This is a genomic window from Streptomyces sp. NEAU-sy36, from assembly GCF_013423905.1.
GTDB classification, from domain to species: domain Bacteria; phylum Actinomycetota; class Actinomycetes; order Streptomycetales; family Streptomycetaceae; genus Streptomyces; species Streptomyces misionensis.
This window is the reverse complement of the sequence record NZ_CP058977.1, coordinates 1,384,100-1,408,574: the sequence shown is the minus strand read 5'-3', so window position 1 is coordinate 1,408,574 and position 24,475 is coordinate 1,384,100. Positions and strand designations below refer to the sequence as shown.

22 protein-coding genes and 1 tRNA gene are annotated in these 24,475 nt (G+C 73.2%); 10 read left to right on the top strand and 13 right to left on the bottom strand.

The features are described 5' to 3' along the window. Positions 1-15: 15 nt before the first annotated feature. Complete coding sequence (locus HZZ00_RS06350; protein WP_257585682.1) at positions 16-591, bottom strand: hypothetical protein; 576 nt, start codon at positions 589-591, stop codon at positions 16-18. Positions 592-729: 138 nt separating this feature from the next. Between HZZ00_RS06350 and HZZ00_RS06345 the strand changes: the two genes are divergently transcribed. Beyond that, positions 730-1,227, top strand: coding sequence for a GNAT family N-acetyltransferase (locus tag HZZ00_RS06345; RefSeq protein ID WP_374028517.1), 498 nt, complete (start codon positions 730-732; stop codon positions 1,225-1,227). On the opposite strand, the gene HZZ00_RS06340 is transcribed toward HZZ00_RS06345, so the two are convergent. Then, a complete protein-coding gene (locus HZZ00_RS06340) occupies positions 1,220-3,259 on the bottom strand; it encodes an MDR family MFS transporter (protein WP_180331283.1) in 2,040 nt (679 codons plus the stop codon). The genes HZZ00_RS06345 and HZZ00_RS06340 overlap by 8 nt on opposite strands. Positions 3,260-3,443: 184 nt before the next feature. Here HZZ00_RS06340 and HZZ00_RS06335 point away from each other — a divergent pair, with 184 nt between their 5' ends. After that, positions 3,444-4,397 (top strand): peptidoglycan-binding domain-containing protein, encoded by a 954-nt coding sequence (locus HZZ00_RS06335; protein WP_257585681.1) that lies wholly within the window; start codon positions 3,444-3,446, stop codon positions 4,395-4,397. A gap of 17 nt (positions 4,398-4,414) precedes the next feature. Here HZZ00_RS06335 and HZZ00_RS06330 read toward each other — a convergent pair whose 3' ends face one another. After that, on the bottom strand, positions 4,415-5,083 hold the full coding sequence (locus HZZ00_RS06330; protein WP_180331281.1) for an HAD-IA family hydrolase: 669 nt from the start codon (positions 5,081-5,083) through the stop codon (positions 4,415-4,417). 172 nt (positions 5,084-5,255) lie between these two features. Continuing rightward, positions 5,256-5,837, bottom strand: a complete 582-nt coding sequence (locus HZZ00_RS06325) for a TMEM165/GDT1 family protein (RefSeq protein ID WP_180331280.1) — start codon at positions 5,835-5,837, stop codon at positions 5,256-5,258. 378 nt (positions 5,838-6,215) lie between these two features. Between HZZ00_RS06325 and HZZ00_RS06320 the strand changes: the two genes are divergently transcribed. Beyond that, positions 6,216-6,860 carry an HNH endonuclease family protein gene (locus tag HZZ00_RS06320; protein ID WP_180331279.1) on the top strand — a complete coding sequence of 215 codons (645 nt, stop codon included), beginning with the start codon at positions 6,216-6,218 and terminating at the stop codon, positions 6,858-6,860. Positions 6,861-6,927: 67 nt separating this feature from the next. On the opposite strand, the gene HZZ00_RS06315 is transcribed toward HZZ00_RS06320, so the two are convergent. From HZZ00_RS06315 to HZZ00_RS06305, 3 genes are all read right to left on the bottom strand, one after another. Further along, on the bottom strand, positions 6,928-7,542 hold the full coding sequence (locus HZZ00_RS06315; protein WP_070027603.1) for a DedA family protein: 615 nt from the start codon (positions 7,540-7,542) through the stop codon (positions 6,928-6,930). Positions 7,543-7,680: 138 nt separating this feature from the next. Next, positions 7,681-8,139 (bottom strand): DoxX family protein, encoded by a 459-nt coding sequence (locus tag HZZ00_RS06310; RefSeq protein WP_180331278.1) that lies wholly within the window; start codon positions 8,137-8,139, stop codon positions 7,681-7,683. Between the two features lie 278 nt (positions 8,140-8,417). Then, the gene (locus HZZ00_RS06305; protein ID WP_180331277.1) at positions 8,418-8,672 is read right to left on the bottom strand and encodes a DUF2277 domain-containing protein; all 255 of its coding nucleotides are present in this window, start codon (positions 8,670-8,672) and stop codon (positions 8,418-8,420) included. 487 nt (positions 8,673-9,159) lie between these two features. On the opposite strand from HZZ00_RS06305, the gene helR reads away from it, so the two are divergent. From helR to HZZ00_RS06290, 3 genes are all read left to right on the top strand, one after another. Continuing rightward, on the top strand, positions 9,160-11,304 hold the full coding sequence (gene helR, locus HZZ00_RS06300; RefSeq protein ID WP_180331276.1) for an RNA polymerase recycling motor ATPase HelR: 2,145 nt from the start codon (positions 9,160-9,162) through the stop codon (positions 11,302-11,304). A gap of 68 nt (positions 11,305-11,372) precedes the next feature. Further along, entirely contained in the window at positions 11,373-11,717 is a 345-nt protein-coding gene (locus HZZ00_RS06295; protein WP_070027607.1) for a hypothetical protein, read from the top strand. A 54-nt stretch (positions 11,718-11,771) separates the two neighbouring features. Beyond that, a complete protein-coding gene (locus HZZ00_RS06290; RefSeq protein ID WP_180331275.1) occupies positions 11,772-12,515 on the top strand; it encodes a lysoplasmalogenase family protein in 744 nt (247 codons plus the stop codon). Between the two features lie 47 nt (positions 12,516-12,562). On the opposite strand, the gene HZZ00_RS06285 is transcribed toward HZZ00_RS06290, so the two are convergent. Beyond that, a tRNA-Val gene (locus tag HZZ00_RS06285) sits at positions 12,563-12,634 on the bottom strand. A gap of 188 nt (positions 12,635-12,822) precedes the next feature. Between HZZ00_RS06285 and HZZ00_RS06280 the strand changes: the two genes are divergently transcribed. The 3 genes from HZZ00_RS06280 (at position 12,823) to HZZ00_RS06270 (ending at position 15,811) form a co-directional block, all read left to right on the top strand. Beyond that, positions 12,823-13,590, top strand: a complete 768-nt coding sequence (locus HZZ00_RS06280; RefSeq protein ID WP_180331274.1) for a DUF4097 family beta strand repeat-containing protein — start codon at positions 12,823-12,825, stop codon at positions 13,588-13,590. Between the two features lie 71 nt (positions 13,591-13,661). Continuing rightward, a complete protein-coding gene (locus HZZ00_RS06275; RefSeq protein WP_180331273.1) occupies positions 13,662-15,092 on the top strand; it encodes a hypothetical protein in 1,431 nt (476 codons plus the stop codon). A gap of 107 nt (positions 15,093-15,199) precedes the next feature. Then, positions 15,200-15,811, top strand: coding sequence for a DUF4383 domain-containing protein (locus HZZ00_RS06270; RefSeq protein ID WP_180331272.1), 612 nt, complete (start codon positions 15,200-15,202; stop codon positions 15,809-15,811). Between the two features lie 65 nt (positions 15,812-15,876). Here HZZ00_RS06270 and HZZ00_RS06265 read toward each other — a convergent pair whose 3' ends face one another. The 3 genes from HZZ00_RS06265 to HZZ00_RS06255 form a co-directional block, all read right to left on the bottom strand. Further along, on the bottom strand, positions 15,877-17,160 hold the full coding sequence (locus tag HZZ00_RS06265; protein WP_257585680.1) for an amidase domain-containing protein: 1,284 nt from the start codon (positions 17,158-17,160) through the stop codon (positions 15,877-15,879). A 108-nt stretch (positions 17,161-17,268) separates the two neighbouring features. Next, on the bottom strand, positions 17,269-18,564 hold the full coding sequence (locus HZZ00_RS06260) for a hypothetical protein (protein WP_180331270.1): 1,296 nt from the start codon (positions 18,562-18,564) through the stop codon (positions 17,269-17,271). Between the two features lie 48 nt (positions 18,565-18,612). Further along, complete coding sequence (locus HZZ00_RS06255; protein ID WP_374028544.1) at positions 18,613-20,796, bottom strand: transglycosylase domain-containing protein; 2,184 nt, start codon at positions 20,794-20,796, stop codon at positions 18,613-18,615. A gap of 170 nt (positions 20,797-20,966) precedes the next feature. Here HZZ00_RS06255 and HZZ00_RS06250 point away from each other — a divergent pair, with 170 nt between their 5' ends. Next, positions 20,967-21,176 (top strand): zinc ribbon domain-containing protein, encoded by a 210-nt coding sequence (locus HZZ00_RS06250; protein ID WP_070027611.1) that lies wholly within the window; start codon positions 20,967-20,969, stop codon positions 21,174-21,176. A gap of 21 nt (positions 21,177-21,197) precedes the next feature. Here HZZ00_RS06250 and HZZ00_RS06245 read toward each other — a convergent pair whose 3' ends face one another. Beyond that, on the bottom strand, positions 21,198-22,013 hold the full coding sequence (locus HZZ00_RS06245) for an HAD family hydrolase (RefSeq protein ID WP_180331269.1): 816 nt from the start codon (positions 22,011-22,013) through the stop codon (positions 21,198-21,200). Then, the gene (locus HZZ00_RS06240) at positions 22,013-24,469 is read right to left on the bottom strand and encodes a phosphoribosyltransferase (protein WP_180331268.1); all 2,457 of its coding nucleotides are present in this window, start codon (positions 24,467-24,469) and stop codon (positions 22,013-22,015) included. The genes HZZ00_RS06245 and HZZ00_RS06240 overlap by 1 nt, the downstream gene beginning before the upstream one ends. Between the last annotated feature and the right edge of the window lie 6 nt (positions 24,470-24,475).

The following is a 24,475-nucleotide window of genomic DNA, read 5'->3' as shown; positions in this document are numbered from 1 at the left end:
GTCCCTTCTGCTGGGTCAGGCCCGGTGGCGGCCGGGCGTTGCGCCGCTGCCGGCGCGGGTCAGGTCGTCGAAGAGGGCGTGGGCCCCGACCAGGGCGGAGCGCATCTCCTCGGTGTCGGCGCCGCCCGTCTGCGCGCGGGCCATCCGGTGGATCCGGCGGTAGCCGTCGACATGGTCCGCGTGGTGTACGGACAGCGCGGCCAGCTGTTCGTCGTAGCGGCCGCCGTCGGGGTAGCCGCGCACGGCGGCGACCTCGCCGAGCAGCCGGTCGGCCTCGGCCACCGCCTGCCGCGGCGACTCCACGAAGTGCTCCTGGACGCTGGTCCAGCGGGCCTCGTACTGCTCCCGCTCGTCCGGGGCGAGCGGCCGTTCACGCAGGTCGCCGTGGCGCTCGACGCGTTCGTTCAGCTCCTGTTCGGCGGCCTTGGTGTCCCCGCCGTGGGCGGCCACGGCCCGCTCGTACTCGGGCCCGAAGCGCCGCTTCAGGCCGGCTCCGCCGCCCTTGCGGTGGCCGAGCAGCACGGTGACGAGCGCGGCAACGACCACCAGCGCCACGATCACGACCAGCAAGATGATCAAGCCTGTGGACATTGGTTCCTCCGTCGGACCGGCCCCGCCGGCCGGCTCTCCTCCCGGGTCACCCGGAACCCCGCCGACAAACGGCGGCCGTGCGGCCCGGCCCGGAAAACCGCTCGGACCGGCCGGGCCCGGCGCCCCACAATGACCCGCATGACGACGTGGACGATCAGCCCGCAGGAGCCCGGTTCGCCGGTCGCGGCCGCGCTCTGGCGCGCGTACTACACCGAGGTCAGCGACCGCTGGTATCTGCGGTACGAGGGCCGCCGCACCGATCCGGCCGAGCTGGAGCGGGAGATCGCGGCCGCCACCGGCGCCGAACTCGCGCCGCCCACGGGGCGGTTGCTGGTGGGCTGGTACGGCGGCACCGCGGCCGGGTCCGCGGGCGTACGGCTGCTCGACGCCGAGACCGCGGAGCTGACCCGGGTGTTCGTGCGCGCGGACCTGCGCGGCCGGGGCGGGGCCCCGCTGCTGGTGGCGGCCGCCGAGGAGGCCGCCCGCGCGCTCGGCGCCCGGCGGCTGATCCTGGACACCCGCGACGATCTGGTCGAGGCCCGCGCCCTGTACGCCCGTCTCGGCTACACCGAGACCGGCCCGCACAACCAGGACCGGTACGCGGAGCACTGGTTCCGCAAGGAGCTGGTCAGCTGAGCCCGGTCCGCTCGGCCGTGTGCGGGCGTTCGCTGTCCGCGCCGCACAGTTCGGCGGACAGCTCCTTGACCAGTCTCGTCAGATCGGTGCTGCGGCCGGGCTGCCACCAGTCGCCGAGCAGTTCGGCCAGCGACTCCTCGCGGGCGACGGCGAGCCGCTCGGCGGCCTCGCGCCCGGACGCGGTCAGATACAGGTCCAGGCCCCGGCGTTCGGCGAGCCGCCGCTCCTCGACCTGCCGGGCGGCGTCGAGCACGGCCTCCAGCGGGACGGGGCTGCGCTCGGCGAGCACGCCCGGCTCCACGGAGCCGTGCCTGCGGATGCGCAGCAGCAGCCAGCTGGCGGCGGGCAGCAGGTCGTACCCGGCCCGCTCGGTGATGTCCCGGTAGACCTCGCGGCGGCCCTCGCGGGTGCCCAGCGCGGACAGGGCGCGGCAGACCTCGTCGTAGGAGGACCGCTCGACGGGGTTGGGCGCGAGGGTCTCGGAGGCGTCCGGCGCGGTGACCGAGCCGCGCAGCCGGTCCTCCTTCAGGAACCAGGCCAGCAGGAAGCCGAGGAGGGCGACGGGGGCGGCGTAGAGGAAGACGTCGGTGATGGACGAGGCGTAGGCGCCGAGTGCGGCGGGGCGCAGGGCGGGCGGCAGGGCGACGATGCCGCGCGGGTCGGCCTTGAGCGCGTCGGCGTTCACCCCGGGCGGCAGGTGGACGCCCCGGAAGGCGGCGGCGAGCTGGTCGCCGAGCCGGCTCGCGAAGACCGTGCCGAAGATGGCGACGCCGAAGGAGGCGCCGATGGAGCGGAAGAAGGTGGCGCCGGAGGTGGCGACGCCCAGGTCCTCGTAGGAGACGGCGTTCTGCACGATGAGCACCAGGACCTGCATCACGAGGCCGAGTCCGAGGCCGAAGACGAAGAAGTAGGCGCTCATCTCGGCGGTCGGGCTGTGCTCGTCGAGGCGGTGCAGCAGGAGCAGGCCGAGGGTGGTGACGGCGGTGCCGGCGACCGGGAACACCTTCCAGCGGCCGGTGCGGCTGACGATCTGCCCGGAGACGGTGGAGGACAGCAGCAGGCCGGCGACCATCGGCAGCATGTACACCCCGGACATGGTCGGGGAGACGCCGTGCACCACCTGGAGGAAGGTCGGCAGATAGGTCATGGCGCCGAACATGGCGAAGCCGACGATGAAGCTGATGACGGCGGCGAGGGTGAAGGTGCGGATGCGGAACAGGTCGAGCGGCAGCACCGGTTCGGCGGCCCGGCGCTCCACGGCCACGAACGCGAGCGCGAGCAGCACACCGAGCACCGCGAGGCCGATGATCTGCGGCGAGCCCCAGGCCCAGGTGCTGCCGCCGAGGGAGGCCACGAGGACGAGGCAGGTGGCGACCGCGGCGATCAGGAAGGTGCCCAGGTAGTCGATGACGTGGCGGGAGCTGCGCGCCGGGATGCGCAGGGCACCGGCGATCACGGCGAGCGCGACGACGCCGACGGGCAGGTTGACGTAGAACACCCAGCGCCAGCTCAGATGCTCGGTGAACAGCCCGCCCAGCAACGGGCCGAGCACGCTGGTCGCGCCGAACACGGCGCCGAACAGGCCCTGGTAGCGGCCCCGGTCGCGAGGCGGCACGATGTCGCCGACGATCGCCATCGACAGCACCATCAGCCCGCCGCCGCCCAGGCCCTGCAGCGCCCGGAAGCCGATCAGCTGGGGCATGTTCCGCGCCATGCCGCACAGGGCCGAGCCGACCAGGAAGATCACGATGGCGGTCTGGAACAGCTTCTTGCGCCCGTACTGGTCCCCGAGCTTGCCCCACAGCGGGGTCGCGGCGGTGGAGGCCAGCAGATAGGCGGTCACTACCCAGGACAGGTGTTCGAGGCCGCCGAGGTCGCTGACGATGGTGGGCAGTGCGGTCGACACGATGGTCTGGTCGAGGGCGGCGAGCAGCAGCCCGAGCAGCAGGGCGCCGATCGAGACGAACACGCCCCGCGCCACGTGGTCGTCACCGCTCACGTCCTTCACCGCATCGTGCGTGTCCAGGGCCATGGAGACCTCCCGGAGCCGGGCCTGAGGCTGGAGTGCGCCTCTTCCATCCTGGTCGGTGTCACCATTTATGGCCTGTCGACTCCTGGGGTTGTGGAGAAGATGGGCATACGCTCTGAAGCTTCGGAGGAAGGCGGGGCTCACGGGGCTGGGGGGACACCGGGGGTTCCGAGGGGAGGGGGCGAACGTGACCGGGGACGCGAGGGGGGAGCGGGGCACGCCCTGCCCGGAGTGCGGCGGGCCGAGGAGCGCGGCGGGCGTCCCGTCCTGCGACTGCGCCGAGCGCGCGGCCGAGGCGCTGCGCGAGACGCGCGAGGCGGAGGCGGCCGCGGCGGAGGACTTCGACCTGCTGCGGATACGCCCGTACGTGGAGGTGGGGCCGGACGCCCCGGACGCGGCCCGGCCGGTGCCGCCCGTCGAGGCCGCGCTACCGCCGCGCCCGGCGGCCGGACCGGCCGGGCCGGAGGTGCGGCTCTTCGCGTCCCCGGCGGCTCCGGACGGGGCGGAGCCCCCGGCGCCCGAGCGGCCCGGGCCGCCGGGGCCGGCGGGCGGGCGGCACCGGCTGCGCCGTACGGCGCTGGTCGCCGCCGCGGGCGCGGGGGCGGTGGCCGTCGCGGCGGTGGGTCTCGCGCTGTTCTCGTACCACTCGCCGTCCCGGGACGACGCGGCCCCGGACATCAGGGAGAGCGTCCCGGGCCTCCCCCCGCCGGACCCGTCGGGCGCACCGGTCCACGGCGCTCCCGCGCCCTCCCGGTCGGCCGCGCGCTCGCCGCTGCCGCCGGCCCCGCCGAGTACCACGTCCTCGCCGACGTCGCCCTCCGCGCCGTCACCGACGCCGACCGCGCGCCGTACGCCGTCCGGGGCGGCCTCCCCCACCCCCTCGGCGCCGACCGCCCCGCCCACCACCCCGGCCGGTGCCCCGGCGCTGCGGCGCGGGGACGTCGGGCCCCAGGTCGCGGACCTCCAGTTCCGGCTGTGGCAGTTGAACCTCTACGAGGGCGCCTTCGACGGCGTCTTCACCCGCTCCGTGGAGAACGGCGTGCGCACTTACCAGCTGGCCCGGGGCGTCCAGGGCGATCCCGCGGGCGTGTACGGGCCGGCGACCCGGGCCGCCCTGGAAGGGGAGACGTCGGGGCGCTGAGGCGGGTCAGAGGCGGATCAGCCCAGGTGCAGCCGGATCGTGCCGTCCGGCAGGCCCTCCACCCGGACCCGGGTGAGGTCGGGGACGACCGCGTCGGGACCGTGGGCGCCCGCGCGGGGGCCGACGCCGACCACGGTCATGCCGGCCGCGCGTCCCGCCGCGATGCCCGCGCCGGAGTCCTCGAAGACGACGCAGTCGGCCGCCGCGACGCCCAGCTCGGCGGCGCCCTTGAGGAAACCCTCGGGGTCGGGCTTGCTCGCGCCGACCGACTCGGCGGTGATCCGGACCTCGGGCAGCGGCAGCCCGGCGGCGTTCATCCGGGCGGTGGACAGGGCGACGTCCGCCGAGGTCACCAGCGCGTGCGGGAGGTCCCGCAGCGCGGCCAGGAAGGCGGAGGCACCGGGGATCTCGACCACGCCGTCCATGTCGGCGGTCTCCTCCGCGAGCATGCGCGCGTTGTCCGCGAGGTTCTCCTCCCGCGGCCGGTCGGGCAGCAGTACGGCCATGGAGGCGTGCCCCTGCCTGCCGTGCACGACGCTCAGCACCTCGTCGCCGTCCAGCCCGTGCCGTGCGGCCCAGCGCCGCCAGATGCGCTCCACGACGGCGTCCGAGTCGACGAGGGTGCCGTCCATGTCGAGCAGCAGGGCGCGGGCGGTCAGGACGGTGGGCTTTGCGGTGGCCGTCATCGGCGGTGACTCCAGGGACGAAAGACCCCCTGCGCGGGGGCCGCGGGGGAGGACAAGGCGGCCCCGCCCGCCGGTCAGGGAAAACGGGCGGGAGCCACTTTGTTCCTCCACGGTACAAAACCGGGGCCCTTCCCGCCACCACCCCACGGCGGGCGTTCACCGGGCGTTCGGCTCAGCCCGCGACCGCCTCGTACAGGCTCCAGGCACCGAGGGCCAGCATCAGCAGCGCCGCGATCTGCGTGATCAGCCGCAGCGGAACCTTCCTCATCAGGGCCTTTCCGCCCACGATGCCGAGTCCGGCGACGGCCCACAGGCCGAGCACCGCGCCGAGCCCGACGGAGATCGGGTCGTCGTAGCGGGCGGCGAGGTTGGCGGTCATGATCTGGGTGAGGTCGCCGAACTCGGCGACCAGGATGAGCATGAAGCCGGTGCCCGCGACCTTCCAGAAGGTCTGGTCGGCGGGCTTCTTGACCTCTTCCTCCTCCTCGCCCTTGCTCAGCAGCAGCATCGCGGCGCCGCCGAGGAAGAGCAGCCCGGTGATCGCGTGCACGAGGCGCTGGGGCAGCAGGGTGAGCACGCTGCCGGCGGCGACGGCGAGCACCACATGGACCAGGAAGGCGGCGGCGACGCCCGCGAAGACGTAGCTCGCCCGGTAGCGGGTGCCGAGGACGAGACCTGCGAGCGCGGTCTTGTCCGGCAGTTCGGCGAGGAAGATGACGCCGAAGACGAGCGCCGTCACGGTGATGCTGATCAAGGTTCCTCAATCGGTCGGGGCCACCCCGCCGAGAGTGCGGTACGTCACACGAGGCACCTCGGCACGGCAGCACACTCGGCGCCCGCGCCGGTGGACGCGGGCATGCACTGCTTGCCGAAGGTCTCGCTGGGCGGCACCCCGAAGGGCCGCCTCCGGGCGCCGGCTCAGGCTGGCTGAGCAGTATGTCGACGGTCCGGCGAAGAGCTACTCCCCTTCTGCGCCTCCGATGATACGGGACGGCAAAGTCCGCCGTTGAACCTTGCGTTGACATGATCACGTCACTAACTTCTTACCGGGCGCTCACCCTCCGGCAAGACCACACCGCGAGCATTCCCTGACTCGTGGCCCAACACCCCACCCCCACAAGGGAGTTCTTTCATGCCCAGGTTCTACGCGCGTCGACGCCTTAGCCTGCTCGCCGGGCTCACCGGCCTGATCGCCACCGCCGCGCTGTTCAACTCCCCCACCGCCTCCGCCGCCCTGCCCACCCCGGTGAGCGCCTCCACCGCCCGCGGCTACCTCTCCCAGCTGACCGTCGCCACCGAGGACCGCACCGGCTACAGCCGCGACAAGTTCCCGACCTGGATCACCATCGAGGGCACCTGCGACACCCGCGAGTGGATCCTCAAGCGGGACGGCACCAACGTCGTCACCGACTCCGCCTGCAAGTCCACCAGCGGCAGCTGGTACTCGCCGTACGACGGCGCGACCTGGACCGCCGCCTCCGACGTCGACATCGACCACCTCGTGCCGCTCGCCGAGGCCTGGGACTCGGGCGCGGGCAAGTGGACGACGGCCCAGCGGCAGGCGTTCGCCAACGACGTCACCCGCCCCCAGCTGCTCGCCGTCACCGACAACGTCAACCAGTCCAAGGGCGACCAGGACCCGGCCACCTGGGTCCCGTCCCGCTCCGCCTACGTCTGCACCTACGTGCGCGCCTGGGTCCAGGTGAAGTACTACTACGACCTCTCGGTCGACCCGGCCGAGAAGAGCGCGCTGCAGAACTACCTGTCGAGCTGCTGAGCGACGCGGGCAGACGGCGGGGCCCGGCCGGGGTGTTCCGGCCGGGCCCCGCCCGGTCGTCGCGTCCTCAGGAGGCGGGGCGCCGCCGCATCAGGAAGCCCGCCGCCGCGCCCGCCCCGAACAGCGCGGCCAGGGACACCCCGGTCGCCAGCCAGGTGGCGCCGAGCCAGCGGGCGCCGTAGTAGCCGAGGGCCACGCTGTAGGCGGCCCAGGACAGGCCGGCCAGCGCGGACCAGGGCAGGAAGTCACGGGCCCGGCGGTGTGCGGCGCCGGCGCAGAAGGAGACGACCGAGCGCCCCGCGGGGGCGAAGCGGGCGAGCACGACCAGCGCGCCGCCGCCCCGGGCCAGCGCGTCGCCGAGACGCTCCTGCGCGGTGGTCAGCCGCCGGGAGCGGGCTATCGCCCGGTCGAGGCGTTCCCCGCCCCGCCAGGCCAGCCGGTAGGCCACCAGGTCGCCGAGGAGCGAGGCGGTGGCGGCGCAGAGTATGAGGGCCGGTATGCCCGGCACGCCGTGCGGGACCTGACCGGTCGCCGCGCCCGAGCCCGCGGCCGCCGCGGTGCCCGCCGTGATGACGAGCACACCGCTCGGCAGCACCGGCAGGAACACGTCCAGCAGCACGGACACGGCCACCGCGGTATAGATCCAGGGCCCGGCCGCCAGCGACCCCACACTCTCGAACACGTCGTCTCCTGACACTCCCCCGATAACAGCCGTACAGCGTACGCCGCGGGTGTGACAGGAGGTGCGCGGGGGGCCGCGTCGAACAGGTCGCACGGCACCCCGTGCCCAGGCGGGCGGGGTGCCGTGCGGGTGCGGTGATCAGGCGGCCATCGGAGCCTGCTCCGCGACGGCCTCGCCCCGGTCCGCCGTGCGCCGGACCAGGAGCCGGTCGACGCCGAAGGCGCCGGAACCGGTGAAGACCAGCAGCAGGAACGCCCAGCAGAACATGACCGCGGGCTCGCCGCCGTTCTGGATGGGCCACAGCGCGTGCTGCTGGTGGATGTCGAAGTACGCGAAGGCCATCGAGCCGGAGGCGACGAGCGCGGCCCCTCTGGTGCCGAGGCCGATCAGCACCAGGGCGCCGGCGACCAGCTGGATCACGGCCGCGTACCAGCCCGGCCAGGTGCCGGCCGCGATGGTGCCGCCGTGGGTGCCCATGGCGCCACCGAGGACGCCGAAGAGCGAGGCGGCGCCGTGCGTGGTGAAGAGCAGGCCGACGACGACGCGGAAGAGCCCGAGGGCATAGGGCTGCGCGGAATGGAGGCGAGCGGAGAGCATGGGGGAGTTACTCCCTTTCGGTGTCGAGCGAGCCCGTCGGGGACGGACGGGCCGGTGGGGGCGGCGGTACCGAACGAGAGGCCTAGGTTAGGTGTCCTTAAGTAATACTTGCAACTTCAAGTTCTGGCCAAAGTTCCACTCCAGGTAGCGAGCCCCGTCCCTGGCCCGACTGCACGCAGGGCCACCCGCGCCCTCGCGCCGGCCCTCCGGAACGTGGCCGGATTCGCCCTTGGCGCGTGGGCGCGTGGCACCGCGTGCCGGACGTTACGGGCGCCGCGTTACGAGCGGCCCCCCGTCCGTGTGAACGATTCCTTGCGGGCGCCCCGCCCCCGCACCTCAAGCCCGTCCAACAGTTCGGCCGTGGCGCGCGCGACGGCGTCCACGGCGGCGTCGAAGACCTCGCGGTTGTGGGCGGCGGGCGTGCGGAAACCCGAGATCTTGCGCACGTACTGCAACGCGGCGGCGCGGATGTCCTCCTCCGTGGCCTCGCCGGGCAGCACGGGCGGACGCAGGGTCTTGATGCTCCGGCACATGCCCTCAGTGTCACGCGCAGACGCGCGGGGCGAGAGAGGTGGGAGACAAAAGCAAAGGCAAGGAAGCCCCAAGGACTCCTTGCCACTCTCAACGTATAGCGCACGGGGGGCCTTGCGGCAAGGCCCCCCACATGCCGCAGAATCGCCCGTCTGACCTGGAAATCCGCCGGAACGGGGGCCCTGAGAGTGCGCGTCGTGCCGTCGGCGTACGGATCACGCGGAGACGTCCGGCCACCGGCGCGCCCCGCGGTGCGGCCGCGCGAGGACGGCGCCGGGGTCCGCGCGCCCGCCGGGTGACCGGCCCCGCGAACGAACCCGGCCCCGCGCCGCCACCCGCCCCGCCGCACCGGGCGCCCCGCCACCCGAACACGCCCGCCCCACCGCACGGGGCGGGCCCCCACCCCACGACCCGCCCCTCGACCGGCGACCCCACCCCCTCCCCCGACCACCCACCACCCACCACCCGCGCCCTCCCGATCGGAGCCCCTTGCCCACCTCCGCCTTCGCCCTCCCCGCCCGCCTCTCCGCCAAAGCCGACCCCGCCCTGATCAGCGCCGACGAGCACCACTTCACGGCGATCGCCGAGTGCCTGGAGCAGACGATCGCCGAGGTCGAGGACCAGCTCGACAAGGAACGCAGGTCCCCCGGCGGCCTGGGCCGCCAGGCACTGGACCGCGACGCCGAGATCCACCGCCTGACCGCCCGGCTGCGCACCCTGCGCCGCTTCGGCCTCGACCTCTGCCTGGGCCGCATGGTCGACGCGGACCACCCCGACGAGCCGGTGTACATCGGCCGGCTCGGACTCACGGACAGCACCGGCCGCCGGCTGCTGCTCGACTGGCGCACCCCGGCCGCGCGGCCGTTCTTCGGCGCCACCCACGGCAACCCCATGGGGCTGGCCAGCCGCCGCCGGTACCGCTGGACGCAGGGCCGCGTCGCCGACTACTGGGACGAGGTCTTCGTCCCGGACGCCCTCGCCGGGCACGCCGCGCTGGACGACCAGTCCGCGTTCATCGCGAGCCTCGGCGGCAACCGCTCGCCCCGGATGCGCGACGTGCTCGGCACCATCCAGGCCGACCAGGACGCCATCATCCGGGCCGGCTCGCGCGGCGCGCTCGTCGTCGACGGCGGCCCCGGCACCGGCAAGACGGTCGTCGCCCTGCACCGCTCCGCCTACCTCCTCCACTCCGACCCGCGCCTCGGCCACCGGCGCGGCGGGGTGCTGTTCGTCGGCCCGCACCGCCCCTACCTCGCCTACGTCTCCGACGTCCTGCCGAGCCTCGGCGAGGACGGCGTGCGCACCTGCGTCCTGCGCGACCTCGTCGCCGAGGGCGCCACGGCACGGCCCGAACCCGACCCGGAGACGGCCCGGCTGAAGTCGTCCGCGCGGCTGGTCGGGGCGATCGAGCGGGCCGTGCGCTTCTACGAGGAGCCGCCCACCGAGCCGCTGACGCTCACCACCGACTGGGGCGACCTCGACGTGACCGCCGCCGACTGGGAGACGGCGTTCGACGCGGCGGAACCGGGCACCCCGCACAACGAGGCGCGCGAGCAGGTCTGGGAGGAACTGCTCGACGTCCTGGCCGGCGGACACGACGGCGAGGTCCCCGCGCAGACGCTGCGCCGGTCGCTGGAAGGCGACCGGGAACTACGCGCCGCCTTCGACCGCGCCTGGCCCCTGCTGGAGGCGGCCGACCTGGTCGGAGACCTGTGGACGGTGCCCGCGTACCTGCGGCTGTGCGCGCCCTGGCTCACCCCCGAGGAGGTACGACGGCTGCGGCGCACGGACCCCCGGGCGTGGACGGTGTCCGACCTGCCGTTCCTGGACGCGGCGCGGCAACGGCTCGGCGACCCCCGGGCGGCGGTGCGCGAACGGCGGCGCAAGGCGGCCGTCGCCGCGCAGCGCGCCCGCATGGCCGCCGTGATCGACAACGTGCTGGCGGCGGACGACGACGGCGAGGGCGCGGTGACCATGCTGCGCGGACAGGACCTGCGGGACGCGCTGGTCGACGAGTCGGCCGTGCCCGCCCTCGAACCGGACGCGCTGGCGGGGCCGTTCGCGCACATCGTGGTGGACGAGGCGCAGGAGCTGACCGACGCGGAGTGGCAGATGCTGCTGTCGAGGTGCCCGTCGCGCAGCTTCACCATCGTCGGGGACCGCGCGCAGGCCCGGCACGGGTTCACGGAGTCCTGGCGGGAACGGCTGGAGCGGGTCGGCTTCGACCGGATCGAGCTGACCGCCCTGACGGTCAACTACCGCACGCCACGGGAGATCATGGCGGAGGCCGAGCCGGTCGTCCGGGCCGCGCTCCCGGACGCCAACGTGCCGACCTCGATCCGCGGCAACGGGCTGCCGGTGCTCCGCGGCCCCGCCTCGGACCTGGCCACGATCCTCGACACCTGGCAGGCCGGCCACCCGGAGGGCACCGCCTGCGTGATCGGCGCCCCCGCCTTCCGCCCCCGGACGTCCCGGGTCCGCTCCCTCTCCCCCGGACTCGCGAAGGGGCTGGAGTTCGACCTGGTCGTCGTGGTCGACCCGCAGCGGTTCGGCGAGGGAATCGAGGGCGCGGTGGACCGCTATGTGGCCATGACCCGGGCGACCCGGCAACTGGTCGTCCTCACCACAGCCTGAAACGCCCGTTCGGCTGAACCTCACGGCCGAACTCGCGACGGTAAATCGAACAGGCGTAGCATTGCCGTGTGGCTACGACCTATGAATTCCCCAGTGACCTCCTCGCCGGTCAGGAGGAGCTGCATCAGGTCCGGGCCGAGCTGTCGGCCCTGCTCAGGCGGCTTCCCTGGTCGGTCGAGCCGATGGACGGCTTCAGCGACGACAACGGCTGGCGCAAGGTGGAGCGCCCCGCCTCCCCGGGCTGGACGGCCGACGAACAGGCCGAGGTGGAGAAGCTCCGCCGCCGCGAGCACGAACTCGCCGTCTTCATCAGCACCCACCGCTTCTGGGCCGAGGTCGCGGCCGACCAGCGCATGCAGGCCCGCAGCGAACTGAAGCACGCCCACGAGGAACCGGCCGGGGAACAGTCGTAACCGATCTGGTCCAACCAGTTGACCACTGCCCCCGACAGCCCCACCCTGATCGCCATGACCGAGGGACGGATATCGAGCGAGGCGGTCGACACCCCGCCGGACCAGGGGAGTTCCACCGGGCCGGCACCGGTGGCGCCGGGCGGGCGGCCCGCGGGAGCGGCGGTACCGCCGCTGATCCTGCTCTTCGCCGCCCTGGCCGCCTCGGACATCGCCGGCGTGGCGGCGGGGTGGCCGGTCCTGGAGTGGATCGCGAAACCCCTGCTGGCCCCCGTCCTCGCCCTGCACCTGTGGCGCCGCACCGGCACCCGGCACGCCCCGGTCCTGGCCGGCCTCCTCCTCGCCACCGCCGGGGACGTGGCCCTGCTGCTGCCCGGCACCGCCGCCTTCGCCGCCGGCCTCGCGTTCTTCCTGGGCGCCCAGCTCTGCTGGATCTCGGCGTTCCTCCGGGCCGGCGCCCTCGGCCACCTGCGGCCCCGCCGCCTCGTCTGCGCCGCGCACCTCGCCGTCTGGGTCGGCGCCGTCGCCGCCCTCGCCCCCGCGCTCGGCCCGGCCCTGGGCTGCGCGGTCGCCGTCTACGCCCTGGCCCTGCTCACCATGGCCCTGACCGCCCGGGTCCTCGGCCCGCGGGCCCTGTGGGGCGGCCTCGTCTTCGTCGCCTCCGACTCCCTGGTGGGCCTCGGCGCCGCCGGCCTCGACTTCCCCGGCCGAGGCGTCCTGGTCATGCTGACCTACACCTCGGCGCTGGCCCTCCTGGCCACCGCCTTCACCCCCCGGCGACCGGCCCCCCGACCCGCCTGAACAGAAAAGCCCCCGGCCGTATACGGCCGGGGGCTCTGCTTCCGCGGTGGGCGCGGACGGTTTCGAACCGCCGACATCCTGCTTGTAAGGCAGGCGCTCTACCACTGAGCTACGCACCCGCGCCCGGGCGTCGCCCAGGTCGAGTCGACAGCCTACCTTGCCGCGGGCGGTGCACGGCAAACCCGAACGAACGGAAACCAGGGGCGACCGGGGGTTATCCCCACCCCGTCTCCGGGAGCGTCCCGGATGGGCCGGGGCGGTGGGGGGTTCTACGGTCGTGGGAGACCTGATTCGGGGGGAGTTCGTGATGAGTCGCAGGGTGCGGATGCGGGCCGTGGCCGGGGGTGCGCTGGCCGGGGCAGTGGTGCTGGCGGTGAGCGGGTGCGGGGCGTCGGCCGGGAAGGACAGGCATCCGGAGCACCGGTCCTTCGCCGTGCGGGGCCACACGCTCACCGTCGATTCGGACGACTCGGGGCTGGAGATCGTCGGCGGCCGGGGCGAGGGGCGGAACGTCGCGGTGACGCGGTGGTTCGACGGGTCCGTGCTCGTCGGCGGCAAGCCGAGGGTGAGCTGGGCGTTCAAGGACGACCGGCTGGTGCTGCGGATGCACTGCTCGGGGCTCGTCGCCGACTGCTCCGCCCGGTACCGGGTCGAGGTGCCCGCGGGCATCGGGGTCCGGGTGGTGGACGGCAACGGGGACGTGCGGGCGCGCGGGTTCGCCGACCCGCTCGCCGTCCGTACCGCCAACGGCGGCGTGCGCATCACCGACACGACCGGCCCGCTGGACCTGAGCTCCGGCAACGGCCCGGTGCACGCGGACGTCGCCTCCACCCGGGTGCGGGCCCGCGTGGACAACGGCTCGGTGGACCTCAGGCTCAGCCGCGTACCGGACAGCGTGGACACCGGCAGCGACAACGGGAGTCTGACGGTCGTGCTGCCCCGCGCCGCCTACCACGTCAAGGCGACGTCCCACAACGGGGGCGTGCATGTGTCCGTGCCCCGGGACTCCGCCAGCGCGCACCGGGTGACCGCGGGCTCCGCCAACGGGAAGGTCACGGTGCGCACCGCGAACTGACCGGCCCGTGTTTTCGTCCGTACCGGGTGGGAGAATGGCACCCCCAGCGGACCACAGCACGGGAGAGGGATGTGACGGCGAGACCGGGCACGCCAGTGACACAGCCGTACCCTCCGTCGTCCCTCGCACGGACCCGGCGCACACGGCGGCCGGGCGGGGCGGGTGCGCGCGGGGCCGCGGCCCTGCGGGACACGCTCGCACTGATGGGTCTGCCGGTGCTGGTCGCGCTCGCGTTGCCGGGGGCGTTCGCCGGGGGCGGTACCCGGCGCTGGTTCGGCGGCCGGGCGGAGAGTCAGCGGGCCGAGGCGCAGGCGGCGAAGGACGCGGCGGCGGCCGCGTTCTACGAGCTGGACACCGCGCAGCGGGACCTGCGGATCTCCGTCGAGACCATCACGGCGGTGGACGACACGCCCGCGGCGCGGCGTGCGGTCTCGGACTTCGAGTCGCTGGGCGCGCGGATCGACGAGGCCAGCCGGCGGTACATCCAGGCGGTGGACGCGCATGACCTGGACCGGGCGGATCTGGAGGCCGGGGCGGCGGCGCGGGCGCGCGGTGAGCTGACGGCGGCGCGGGACGAGCTGGTGCGGGTCAAGCAGGAGCTGGACCGGTTCGGTGCCTCGCTCGGTCCGCTGCTGGGGTCGGCGGAGACGCAGCTGGCGCGGGTGGCGCCGGCCGTGGAGCGGGCGCGGCAGGCGCTGCTGGCGGCGAGCAACGCGTTGGACGGCGTCCGGGAGCAGGGGCTGCGCGCCGACGACCTGGCGGGGCGGCTGGCCGCGCTGGCGCCGGAGCTGACCAAGCTGAACGAGGGCGCGGGCCGGCACGGGGTGCGGCAGACGGTGGAGCGGGCCGAGCGGGTGCAGCGGGAGGCCGGGGCGATCCGGGCCGAGGCGGAGCGGCTGCCGGAGCAGGCGGCCGAGATCGATCACCGGCTGGTGTCGCTGCGGACCCGGGCCCAGGCGCTGACCACGCGTGCGGGGCAGGTCGAGCCGGTGCTCAGCGAGTTGCGCCGGCGGTTCTCGGCCGCGTGCTGGCAGGACCTCCAGCAGGTGCCGGCGCAGGCGGTGGAGAACGTGGGGCAGGCGGAGCGGAAGCTGCGGGAGGCGCAGTCGGCGCGGGACGCCCAGCGCTGGGCGGACGCCACCTCGCTGCTGTCGACAGTGCGGGCGCTGCTGAATGCGACCGATGACGCCGTCTCGGCCGCCGGTGACCGGCTGACCAGGCTGAACGCGGTGCAGAAGGATCCGCAGGCGGAGATCGAGAAGACCCGGTTCGCGATCCGGGACGCGCAGCGGCTGGCGATGTCGGGCCGTACGACGCCGGATCCGCGTCATGCCCGGCCGCTGGACGAGGCGGTGGCCCGGCTGGAGCGGGCGATCGGCACGCTGGAGGGCGGCCGGCATCCGGACTACTGGCACTTCCTCACCGAGGCGGACGCGGTGCGGCAGGCGGTCGCCTCGGTGGTGGCCCGGATCCGCGAAGAGCGCGGGGGTCTCGCGCACTGAGGGGGCCGGCGGTGGGGCGACGTGTTGCCGGGGTACCCGGATCGGGCGGATATTGATATGGACCGTTTTGGGATGGATGGCCTCCGCTAGCGCCTAAGGGGGCGGATATGGCCACACACGCAGTGCACACGAGGCCGAAGCGGCGGATCCAGTTCGACCAGCATCTGCCGACCGATCACCGGCTGAACCTGGTGTACCGGATCGGCGCGGGGCTGATCGGCGCGTTCCTCGTCGTCTTCGGCATTCTGGGCCTGATCAACCACATCGGCTTCTTCGACATCGGCGGCGCCACGGTCGCCGGGCTGAACACCAACGGCACCCTGAGCGTGCTGTCGATCTGCATCGGGGCGCTGCTGCTGGTCGGCATGGTGATCGGCGGGAACATCGCGTCCACGCTGAACATGGTGCTGGGCATCCTGTTCCTGCTGAACGGGTTCCTGTTCCTGGCCCTGCTGGACACGCCGCAGAACTTCCTCGCGTTCCGGATCCCGAACGTGCTGTTCAGCTTCGTGGTGGGGCTGCTGCTGATGACCTTCGGCATGTACGGCCGGGTCGGTCACGCGCTGCCGCACGACAATCCGTACTGGCGGGCCCGGCACTCGGAGGGCGGTGAGCCCCCGGGGCGGGAGCACGAGACCGGTACGCCGCCGGTGACCATGCCGTGGCCCGGCGCGAAGGACGCGCGGGACACGGGGAACGATCCGCGCGGGTCGGTGTAGCCCGCGCCGCGGCGCGTGCGGCCGCCCGGGGTGCCCGTGCCGGCGCCCCCGGGCGGCCGTTCCGCTCAGGTGCGGTAGGCGTAGAAGTACGCGGTCGGGTACGACGCGACCAGGCTGGCCACCGACCTGTTGTAGGTGTTGGTGGAGTGGTAGGTCACGTACGGCACGCCGGAGCCGTTGCGGTAGGTGACGACCATGGAGTGGTCCTTGGACCCGTCCCGGTTGAAGTCCATCTGGATCACGTCACCGAGGTCCGCCTGGTAGACGTTGGCGAGCGGGGTGACGCGCTTGGAGGACAGCGCGAACCAGGAGAACTCGTTGACGCCGACGAACGAGTCGGACTGGATGTCGGCGTTGCCGAACCACTTGGTGTAGTCGTCGGTGTAGCCGGGGACGTGCTTCCAGCCGCCGGCCTTCAGCACCTGGCTGACGAAGTTGGTGCAGTCTCCGCCGGCGCCCGCACCGTTGTAGTCGGGGTAGTCCGGGTTGTAGTGGTTCCAGTACTTCTGCGCGTAGGCGACCATCGCCTTGTAGTCGTAGGCGCCCCCGGTGAGCTGCTTGGGGTTGGCCGGCGCGGGGTAGCTGGTGGCCGCGCGGGGCGCGTCCGTCGGGCCGGCGTCGGAGAGCGACGACGGGGTGCCCGCGGGCGACGTGGCAGGCGACGGCGAGGTGCCGCCGGTGGACGGCGCGGGGTGCGACGGCGAGGTGCCGCCGGTGGGCGGGGTGGTCGGCTTTGACGAGGTGGCCGGCGGTTCGACCTGGTTGACGGCGAGGTAGCCGTCGTCGGTGTCGTGGATGCCGGTGAGCTGCCAGTCGCCGTGCCGGCCGGCCTTGAAGGTCAGCTCGTGGTGGGCCTGGAACCCGGTGGTCTTCGGGCCCTTGGCCGGGACGGTGCCCTTCTTGTAGGTCAGCGTCGTGGTCTCGGTGACGGCGACCTTGGCGCTGCGGCCGTGCACCTCGGTGGCGTCGAGCGTCACCTTGGTGTCGCCGGCGCTGTACTTCTCGCCCAGCTTGGCGAGGAGGGTCTTACGGGCGCGCAGCTTGCCGAGGGCGGAGGACTGCTCGCGGGTCTGGCCGCCGGAGAGGCGGACGGAACCGGAGAAGCCCGCGGTGTGGCGGGTGTGGGCGCCGGTGGAGCCGTCCACCAGGGCCTGGGTGCGGTCGGTGAAGACCGCGTCGGCGAGCTTCTGGAAGGTCGCCTTGGTGGACGCGTCCACGGTCGGGTCGTCGGTGACGGCCGCGCCCGCGCTCCAGTTGGGTATGAGCGCAACGCCGGCGACCACGGCGGCGGCCGAGGCGCCGACGACGGTGGCACGACGCCGCTTACGGCTCAGTTTTCTCGACTTCAATGATGTTCCCCTCTGTTCCGGTAGACCTACCGGGATGGGGCATCTTCGCATGCCGCGCGCGGCGGATGTGAAGGGGGTTGCACAAGCGGAACCCGGCCTGCGTTTACGTCACTTGACGACCGTGGACCAGTCCGGGGACTGGGCGGGGTCGAGGCTGCGCAGCGCGGCGAGGGTGGACGGCTTCTGGACGTCCATCCAGTCGGCCAGCTCCTTGAACGACACGCATTTGACGCCCTTTTTGGTGCACATCTTCGGGATGATCTGGTCGATGGCCTTCATGTAGATGCTGCCGTTCCAGTGCTCGAAGTGGTTGCCGATGAACAGCGGGGCGCGGCTGCCGTAGTAGACGCGGTTGAAGCCGGCCATGTAGGAGTCGACGGTCTGCTGGAGCCACTGCGGGTACTTGGCGGGGTCGCCGTCGGTCTCGCCGCCGGACTGGTTGTAGAGGAAGTTGAAGTCCATGGACAGGCCCTGGAACTTGCCGTTCTCGTACGGGAGCATCTGCAGCGGGAAGTCCCAGACGCCGTTCTTCTTGGTGGGCCATATCTGGAAGTCGCCCGGGGAGCTGGCATCGTAGCGCCAGCCGTAGCTCTTGATGGCCTTCAGGAGGTTGGGCTGGCCCTCCAGGCAGGGCGCGCGGCCGCCGGCGACCTCCTGCTTGAAGTCGAAGGGCAGCGGCGGGATGTCCTTGTAGCCGGTGTTGGTCTTCCAGTTCTCCACGAAGGAGTAGAACTGGTCGATCTCGCTCTTCCACTGGTCGACACTCCAGTCGCCGCCGCCCTTCGCCTCGCAGAAGTGGCCGTTGAAGTGGGTGCCGATGTCGTTGCCCTGCTCGTAGGCGAGGCGGAGCTGTTCCAGGGTGGTGCGGATGTGCTCGTCGGTGGGGTAGTCGATGGCGGCGTCGCCGGGCTGGTGCATCGGCCCGTGGTAGAGGTCCTTCTTGCTCTTGGGCAGCAGGTAGATGCCGGTGAGGAAGAAGGTCATGTGGGCGTTGTACTCCTTGGCCATCTCCCGGTAGTGCGAGAAGAGGTGGTCGTCGCCCTCCAGGGCGCCGTCCCAGGAGAAGACGACGAACTGGGGCGGCTTCTCGCCGGGCTTGAGCGGCACGGGCTTCAGCGTGCCCTGCTGCGGACCGGTGTAGGAGGTGGAGCCGTCGCCGAGGACGTGCGTCTTGCCGTCCCACTTCGCGGTCGCGGAGGGTTTGGGGGCGGCGGTGCCGGCGCCCTTGCCGGAGGCGGCGGTCGGCGTGGTGTCGTCCGGGCGGCTCAGGGCGAGGTAGCCGGCCACCAGGGAGGCCACGACGAGGAACGCGGCGAGGGTGATGACCTGCGGGCGGGTGGCGGCGGGGACGCGGCGGCGGCCGGGGGCGCGACGCCGGCCTTTCGGTGACTTCTTGCGGGACATGCGCGGCTCAATCTCCCAGGGGACGAGGGGGGTCGGGGGTCCGGGCGGTCAGTCCAGACCCATGGCGGCCGACCAGAGGCGGTAGGGCACGTTGTCCGGCGAGCTGCCCGCGAGGCCCTTCAGCGGCAGTGGCTCCAGGGACTTCGCCAGATCGATGCGGTAGAGGACGACCGCCGTCGACACGGAGTCGTCCGTACCGGCGTACCAGGCGGCGGTGTCCTTGTCCGCGGTGCCGGCCTTCCCCGACAGGCCCGGCTTGGTCACGTCCGGGTGGGCCGCGCGGAAGGAGTCGGTGAGTGCCTGGTCGACGTCCTTGGCCACCTCGGGGCCGACCGCGCGGGCCGGGTGCGGGGTGGCGAGGGCGACGGGGGCGCCGTTGCGGGTGATGCGGCTGACCGAGTAGGGCTCCGTGTGGGTGCCGTCGGCGGCGAAGGTGGCGTATCCGCTGGCCATCCGGATGGCGCTGGGGGTGGAGCTGCCGAGGGACAGGGCGGGCACCTGGGGGCCGATGCTGGAGGACAGCAGTCCGGCGGCCTGGGCGGTCTGCCGTACCTGGGCGAGGCCGGTGTCCATGCCGAGCTGCATGAACGGGGTGTTCACCGACTTGGCGAGGGCCTCGCGCAGGGTGATCTTCCCATAGGACCTGTTGCCGTCGTTGTGTGCCGCGACCTTCTTGCCGCTGCGGTCCCAGTAGGGGCCCTCGGGGGTGGTCACGGGGACGCCGTCGTCGCCGTCGTAGACGCTGTCGGGGGTGACGGGGGTGGCGGGTCCGCCGCGCGTCTTGTGAACGCCGTGTTCGAGCCCGGCGGCGTAGACGAAGGGCAGGAACGCGGAACCGGCGGGGACGGTGGTCGCGTTGGACTCGTTGTAGCCCTGGGTACGGTGGTCGGGGCCGCCGTAGACCGCGAGGATCCGGCCGTCGGTGGCGACGGAGGCGGCGCCGTAGTGGCCGTTCTTCGCGGCGTCGGGGTTGTCCTGCTTCGCCTGCTTGCGGGCCTTGGTGACGGCGTCGGTGAGCGCGTTCTCCCGCTTGCGGTCGAACGTGGTGTAGATCTGGTAGCCGCCCAGGTCGAACTGCTGGTCGGTCAGATGGGCGGCCTTCTTGGCGTACTGAGACGCCAGCTCCACCAGGTAGTCGCTCTGCTCGCCGGTGTTGTACAGCGGGTTGGACTTCAGCGGCTCGGGGAACGTCGTGTACTTGGCGCGCTCCTGCGGCGTCAGCTTGTGGATCTTGACCATGCGGTCGAGGATCCAGGACCAGCGCTCCACGGCCCGCTGGTGGTTGGCCTTGCTCAGGGTGGGGTCGAACAGCCCGGCGCCCTTGAGCAGTCCGGCGAGCATCGCGGCCTCGGAGACGTTGAGTTCGCTGACGTCCTTGCCGTAGTAGGCCTGGGCGGCGCGCTGGATGCCGTAGGTGCCGCGGCCGAACCAGCTGGTGTTGAGGTAGCCCTCCAGGATCTTGTCCTTGCTCATCTTGTTGTCGAGCTTGAGGGAGATCATCGCCTCGGTGAACTTGCGGCTGACCGTCTGGTTCTGGTTGAGGTAGACGTTCTTGACGTACTGCTGGGTGATGGTGGAGCCGCCCTGGGTGTCCCCCTCGCCCACGGTGCGGAACAGCGCCCGGCTGATGCCCTTCACGGATATGCCGGGGTCCGAGTAGAAGGTCTCGTTCTCCGCCGCGAGGACCGCCCAGCGGACGTCCGGGGGTATGTCCTTGAGCGGCATCGCCTGCCGCTGCACCCATCCCGTGCGGGCCATCGGGGTGCCGTCGGACCAGAAGTAGACGTTGTCCTGCTGGGTCGCGTACGTGTTCAGGTCGGAGGGTATGTCGGTGACCGCGTACGCGGTCACCAGGAAGGCGCCGAGCAGGCCGAACGAGGTCAGGACGCCGCCCAGCCACTGCCGCCAGGAGGGCACCCAGCGCCGCCAGCCGGTCCGTCCGGGACGCGGGTAGGCCGGCTTGAGGCGGCGCGCGTAGGGGGCGAGCGGCCCCAGCACGCGGGCGGCCGCGCCTCCGACGCGTTCCTTCCCCGAGGGCCGGGTGCTGCGCCGGCGCTCGGCCCGGCCGCCCGCCGGGGACGGCTCGGGCCGCGCGGGCACGCGCAGCTGCATGGTCTCGTCGGCCCGCAGGCCCTCCACTCTCAGATGCAGGGTCCTGTCGGAGTCGAGCGGCTGCTCGTCGCCGCCGCCCGCCTCGGAACGGCCCTCCCCCTGCGACGCATCGGTCACTATGCGTCTCCCCTCCGCACTCGCTCTTGCTCGCGCGGTGAGCTGAGCGTCCTCGCAACGGCGTTCACAAGTTATCAGCGAAGTTTTCGATTCCTCCGCACGAGTGTCGGGTGTATCCCAACACTCATCAAACATTGAGACGCCTCCCTGGGCGCCCCGGTTACCCTGACCTCATGCCTCGCTACGAGTACCGCTGCCGCAGCTGCGGCGACACGTTCGAACTGAGCCGGCCGATGTCCGAGTCGGCGGCGCCCGCGGTGTGCCCCGCCGGGCACGAGGACACGGTCAAGCTGCTGTCCACGGTCGCGGTGGGCGGTACCGCGGGCTCCGCCGCCCCGGCGCCCCAGGGCGGGGGCTGCTGCGGCGGCGGCTGCTGCGGCTAGCCGCCCGTACGCCGGCCCTGTCTAGAGGGTCGCGGCGCGCGTCGCCTTCAGGAATTCGCCCAGGATTCGTTCGCCCGCGAGGACTCCCCGCTCCGGCAGCGCGCTGATCCCCGGGGCCGACCAGCCGGTGTCCGCCAGTTCGCCGTGGCCCGGACGCCAGCCCTGGTCGGCGGCCAGGAGGAGGTCGGCGTCCAGCAGGGAGTCGCCCGCCGCCAGGGTGAGGCCGGCGCCGGTACGGCGGGCCACCTCGCGCAGCGCGGCGCTCTTGGTGAGCGGCCCGGGCACGACGTAGAGCTTGCGGCCCTGGAGGGAGACCGTCCAGCCGCGGTCGTCCGCCCAGGCCGTCAGCTCCTTCACCCACTCCTCGGGCAGCAGTTCGCGCTCGACCACGAGGTAGGCGAACAGGTCCTCGGCGACCCGCTGCCGGCGCAGCCACACCGGGTCGGCGGTGCGCGTCAGATGGTCCCGGACCTCCGTCAGGGGCGCGCACTCCTCGGCGAGCCGGGCCAGCACCCGGGCGTGCCAGTCGCGGTCGGTGACCCCGTCGACCAGCAGATGGCCGCCGTTGGCGCAGATCGCGTACCCGGGTTGCGGGCCGGGCAGGTTGACGCGCTGGTACTGCTTGCGGGTCCGGGTCGTGGCCGGCACGAACACGGCCCGGTCCGCGAGGTCGGTCAGCAGCCGCGCCGCCGTCTCCGTCATGTACGACAGCGGCTTGCTCTCGTGCACCTCGACGCACAGCAGCCGGGGGGCCCGCGCGTCCGGCATGGTCAGCGCGAGAGCCGCCGAGGAGTAGATCAGCGTACGGTCGAGATCGCTCGCCACCAGCACCGGCATCAGACGTTCACCGCCCTGCCGTCGGCCCCGGTGGCCCCGCGCGTGTACTTGGGGTGGATCAACCCGACGCAGCTGTAGGGCAGTTCGGCGACCTCCTCGACCGGTACCCCGCGCTGCCGGGCGAGCAGCCGGACATGGTCCAAGTCGCGGCCGGCGCCCGCGCGCGCGAGGATCTTCCAGGGCACCCGGCGCAGCAGCACCCGGGTGGTCTCGCCGACGCCGGGCTTGACGAGGTTCACGTCGTGGATGCCGTACTCCTCGCTGATCCGCTCCACGGCCCGCCAGCCCGCCCAGGTCGGGGTGCGGTCCTCGGCCGACAGCTCCTTGACCGCCTCGTCCACGGTGTCGGCGACCTCCGGGAAGCGGGCGGCGACGGCGTCGAGGAAGGCCACCGAGACATCGGCGCCGGCGAGTTCGCGGTAGAACTTGGCGCCGTGGAAGTCGTCCGGGCCGACCAGGTCGGCGCGCAGGACCGTACGGGAGATCAGCCCGGAGACGGTCGAGTTGAGGCAGGCGGAGGGGATGAGGAAGTCCTCGCGGGTGCCGTAGGTGCGCACGCAGGAACCCGGGTCGGCGAGCACGGCGATCTGCGGGTCGAAGCCGGTGACGCCCGTCTTGCGGGCGAACTCCTCGACGGCCGCGGCGAGTTCGCGGGTGATGGCGCCCTTGCCGGTCCAGCCGTCGACGAACACCACGTCCCGGGGGTCGTGGTGGGCGGCCAGCCAGCGCAGCGCGTTGGCGTCGATGCCCCGCCCGCGCACGATCGACACGGCGTAGTGCGGGAGTTCGAGGCCGTGCCGGAACGCGGCCCAGCGGCGCATCAGCACGCCGACCGGGGTTCCGGCGCGGGCCAGCGACACCAGCACCGGGCGCGGCGACCGCTCGCCGAGGACGGTCTCGGTCACCACGCCGACGGCCCGGGCGATCCGTGCGGCCGAGGCGTCCAGGGCCGCGTGGAACAGCTCCTGGTAGCGGGCGCTGGGCTGGTACTCCACGGGCAGCGACTCGGCGTAGTGCGCCCCGCCGTTCTGGACGGCCTCCTCCCGCTCCTCGGTCGGCGCCTCCAGGGCGACCTCCGAGAGGTCCTGGAGCAGCCAGCCGACCTCCTCGGGGGCGTACGAGGAGAACGCGGGGCCGCGGAGGGGCTCGGGCAGCATGGCCGGCCTTTCGGGAGCGCGCGGGGGCGCGGGGACGTAGGAGGGGACGACCGCGAGCAGTACGTGCGGCACCTGCGCCGCGAGCCGCGCCAGCAGTCCGTCGGGCGCGTGCAGCGCGGGGGTGTCGCCGGCCGAGTCGACGACCGCGACGACGGCGTCGAAGCCGGCGCCCGCGACGTTGTAGGCGTACCGCTCGCCGGGCCCGTCGGCCGGGTCGTCGTGCGCCGGGAAGACCAGGCGGCTGCGGATGGCGTATCCCGGGTCGTCCACCGCGAGCACGGGCGAGCGCGTGGTGGTCGAGAAGCGCACCTCGGCCGTCACGGTCCGCTCCAGCTGGTGGGCGAGCCGGAGCGGGGCGTACATCAGCTCCTCGGAGCCGAGGACCAGCACCCGCCGGGCCCCGGCGGGAAGCGCCTTCGCGATCCGCTCGGCCATGGCGGGCAGGGCGGCTTCGAGACGGGCGCGGTGGGCGGGGGTGAACCCGTGCCGGCCCCCGTCGGGGAGGCCGGCGGGCCAGCCCAGGTCCACCGTCACGGGAGCGCGGTGCGCGGCGTCCGGCCGCGCGTGCGGCCCGGGCCCGGCACACTCGTGGCGGGCCACCAGCTCCCGCCCCTTCTCCAGCACGTCTTCCGGGAGCAGCACCGTGCCCGAGGCCGCGGCGACCAGGTCCACCCGTGCCCCGATCTCCTCGGCGAACCGCGCCATCCGCGCGGTGTCCCCGGCCGACCGCATGTCCACGAGCGCCGCCACCACGTACCGGCGGCGCGGATACCGCGCGTGCAGGTCACGGATGGTGTTCAACACCGTGTTCCCGGTGGAGAACTCGTCGTCCACCAGCACCAACGGCCCGTCGCCCGCCAGCAGTGCGGGGTCGGCAGGCAGCAGCAGGTGGGAGGTCGCGTGGGAGTGCGACTCCTCGAACCCGCCCGCGGCGGCGACCTGGGCGACCGGCCGCCGTGTGGAGTGGAGGTACGGCGCCGTGCCGAGGCCGTCGGCCACGGCGTGCCCGAGTCCCGTCGCGGTCTCCGCGTAGCCGAGGACGACCGCGCGGGCCGCCTCCCCGCCGAGCCGCTCCGCCACCCGCCGGCCGAGCCGCACCCCGTGGCCGTACACCACCGAGGGCGCCTGCGGTACGTGCTTGCCGAGGACGTTGGAGACCAGCAGGTGGGCCCGCTTGGGGTTGCGGCGCAGGGCGAGGCCCAGCAGGGCCGGCAGCCCGTCGTCGCCGCGGAGCTCGACCCCGAGTCGCTCGGCGACCCAGCTGCCGGACCAGACCGCGTCGTTCACTGCGTTGTTCATGCGTTC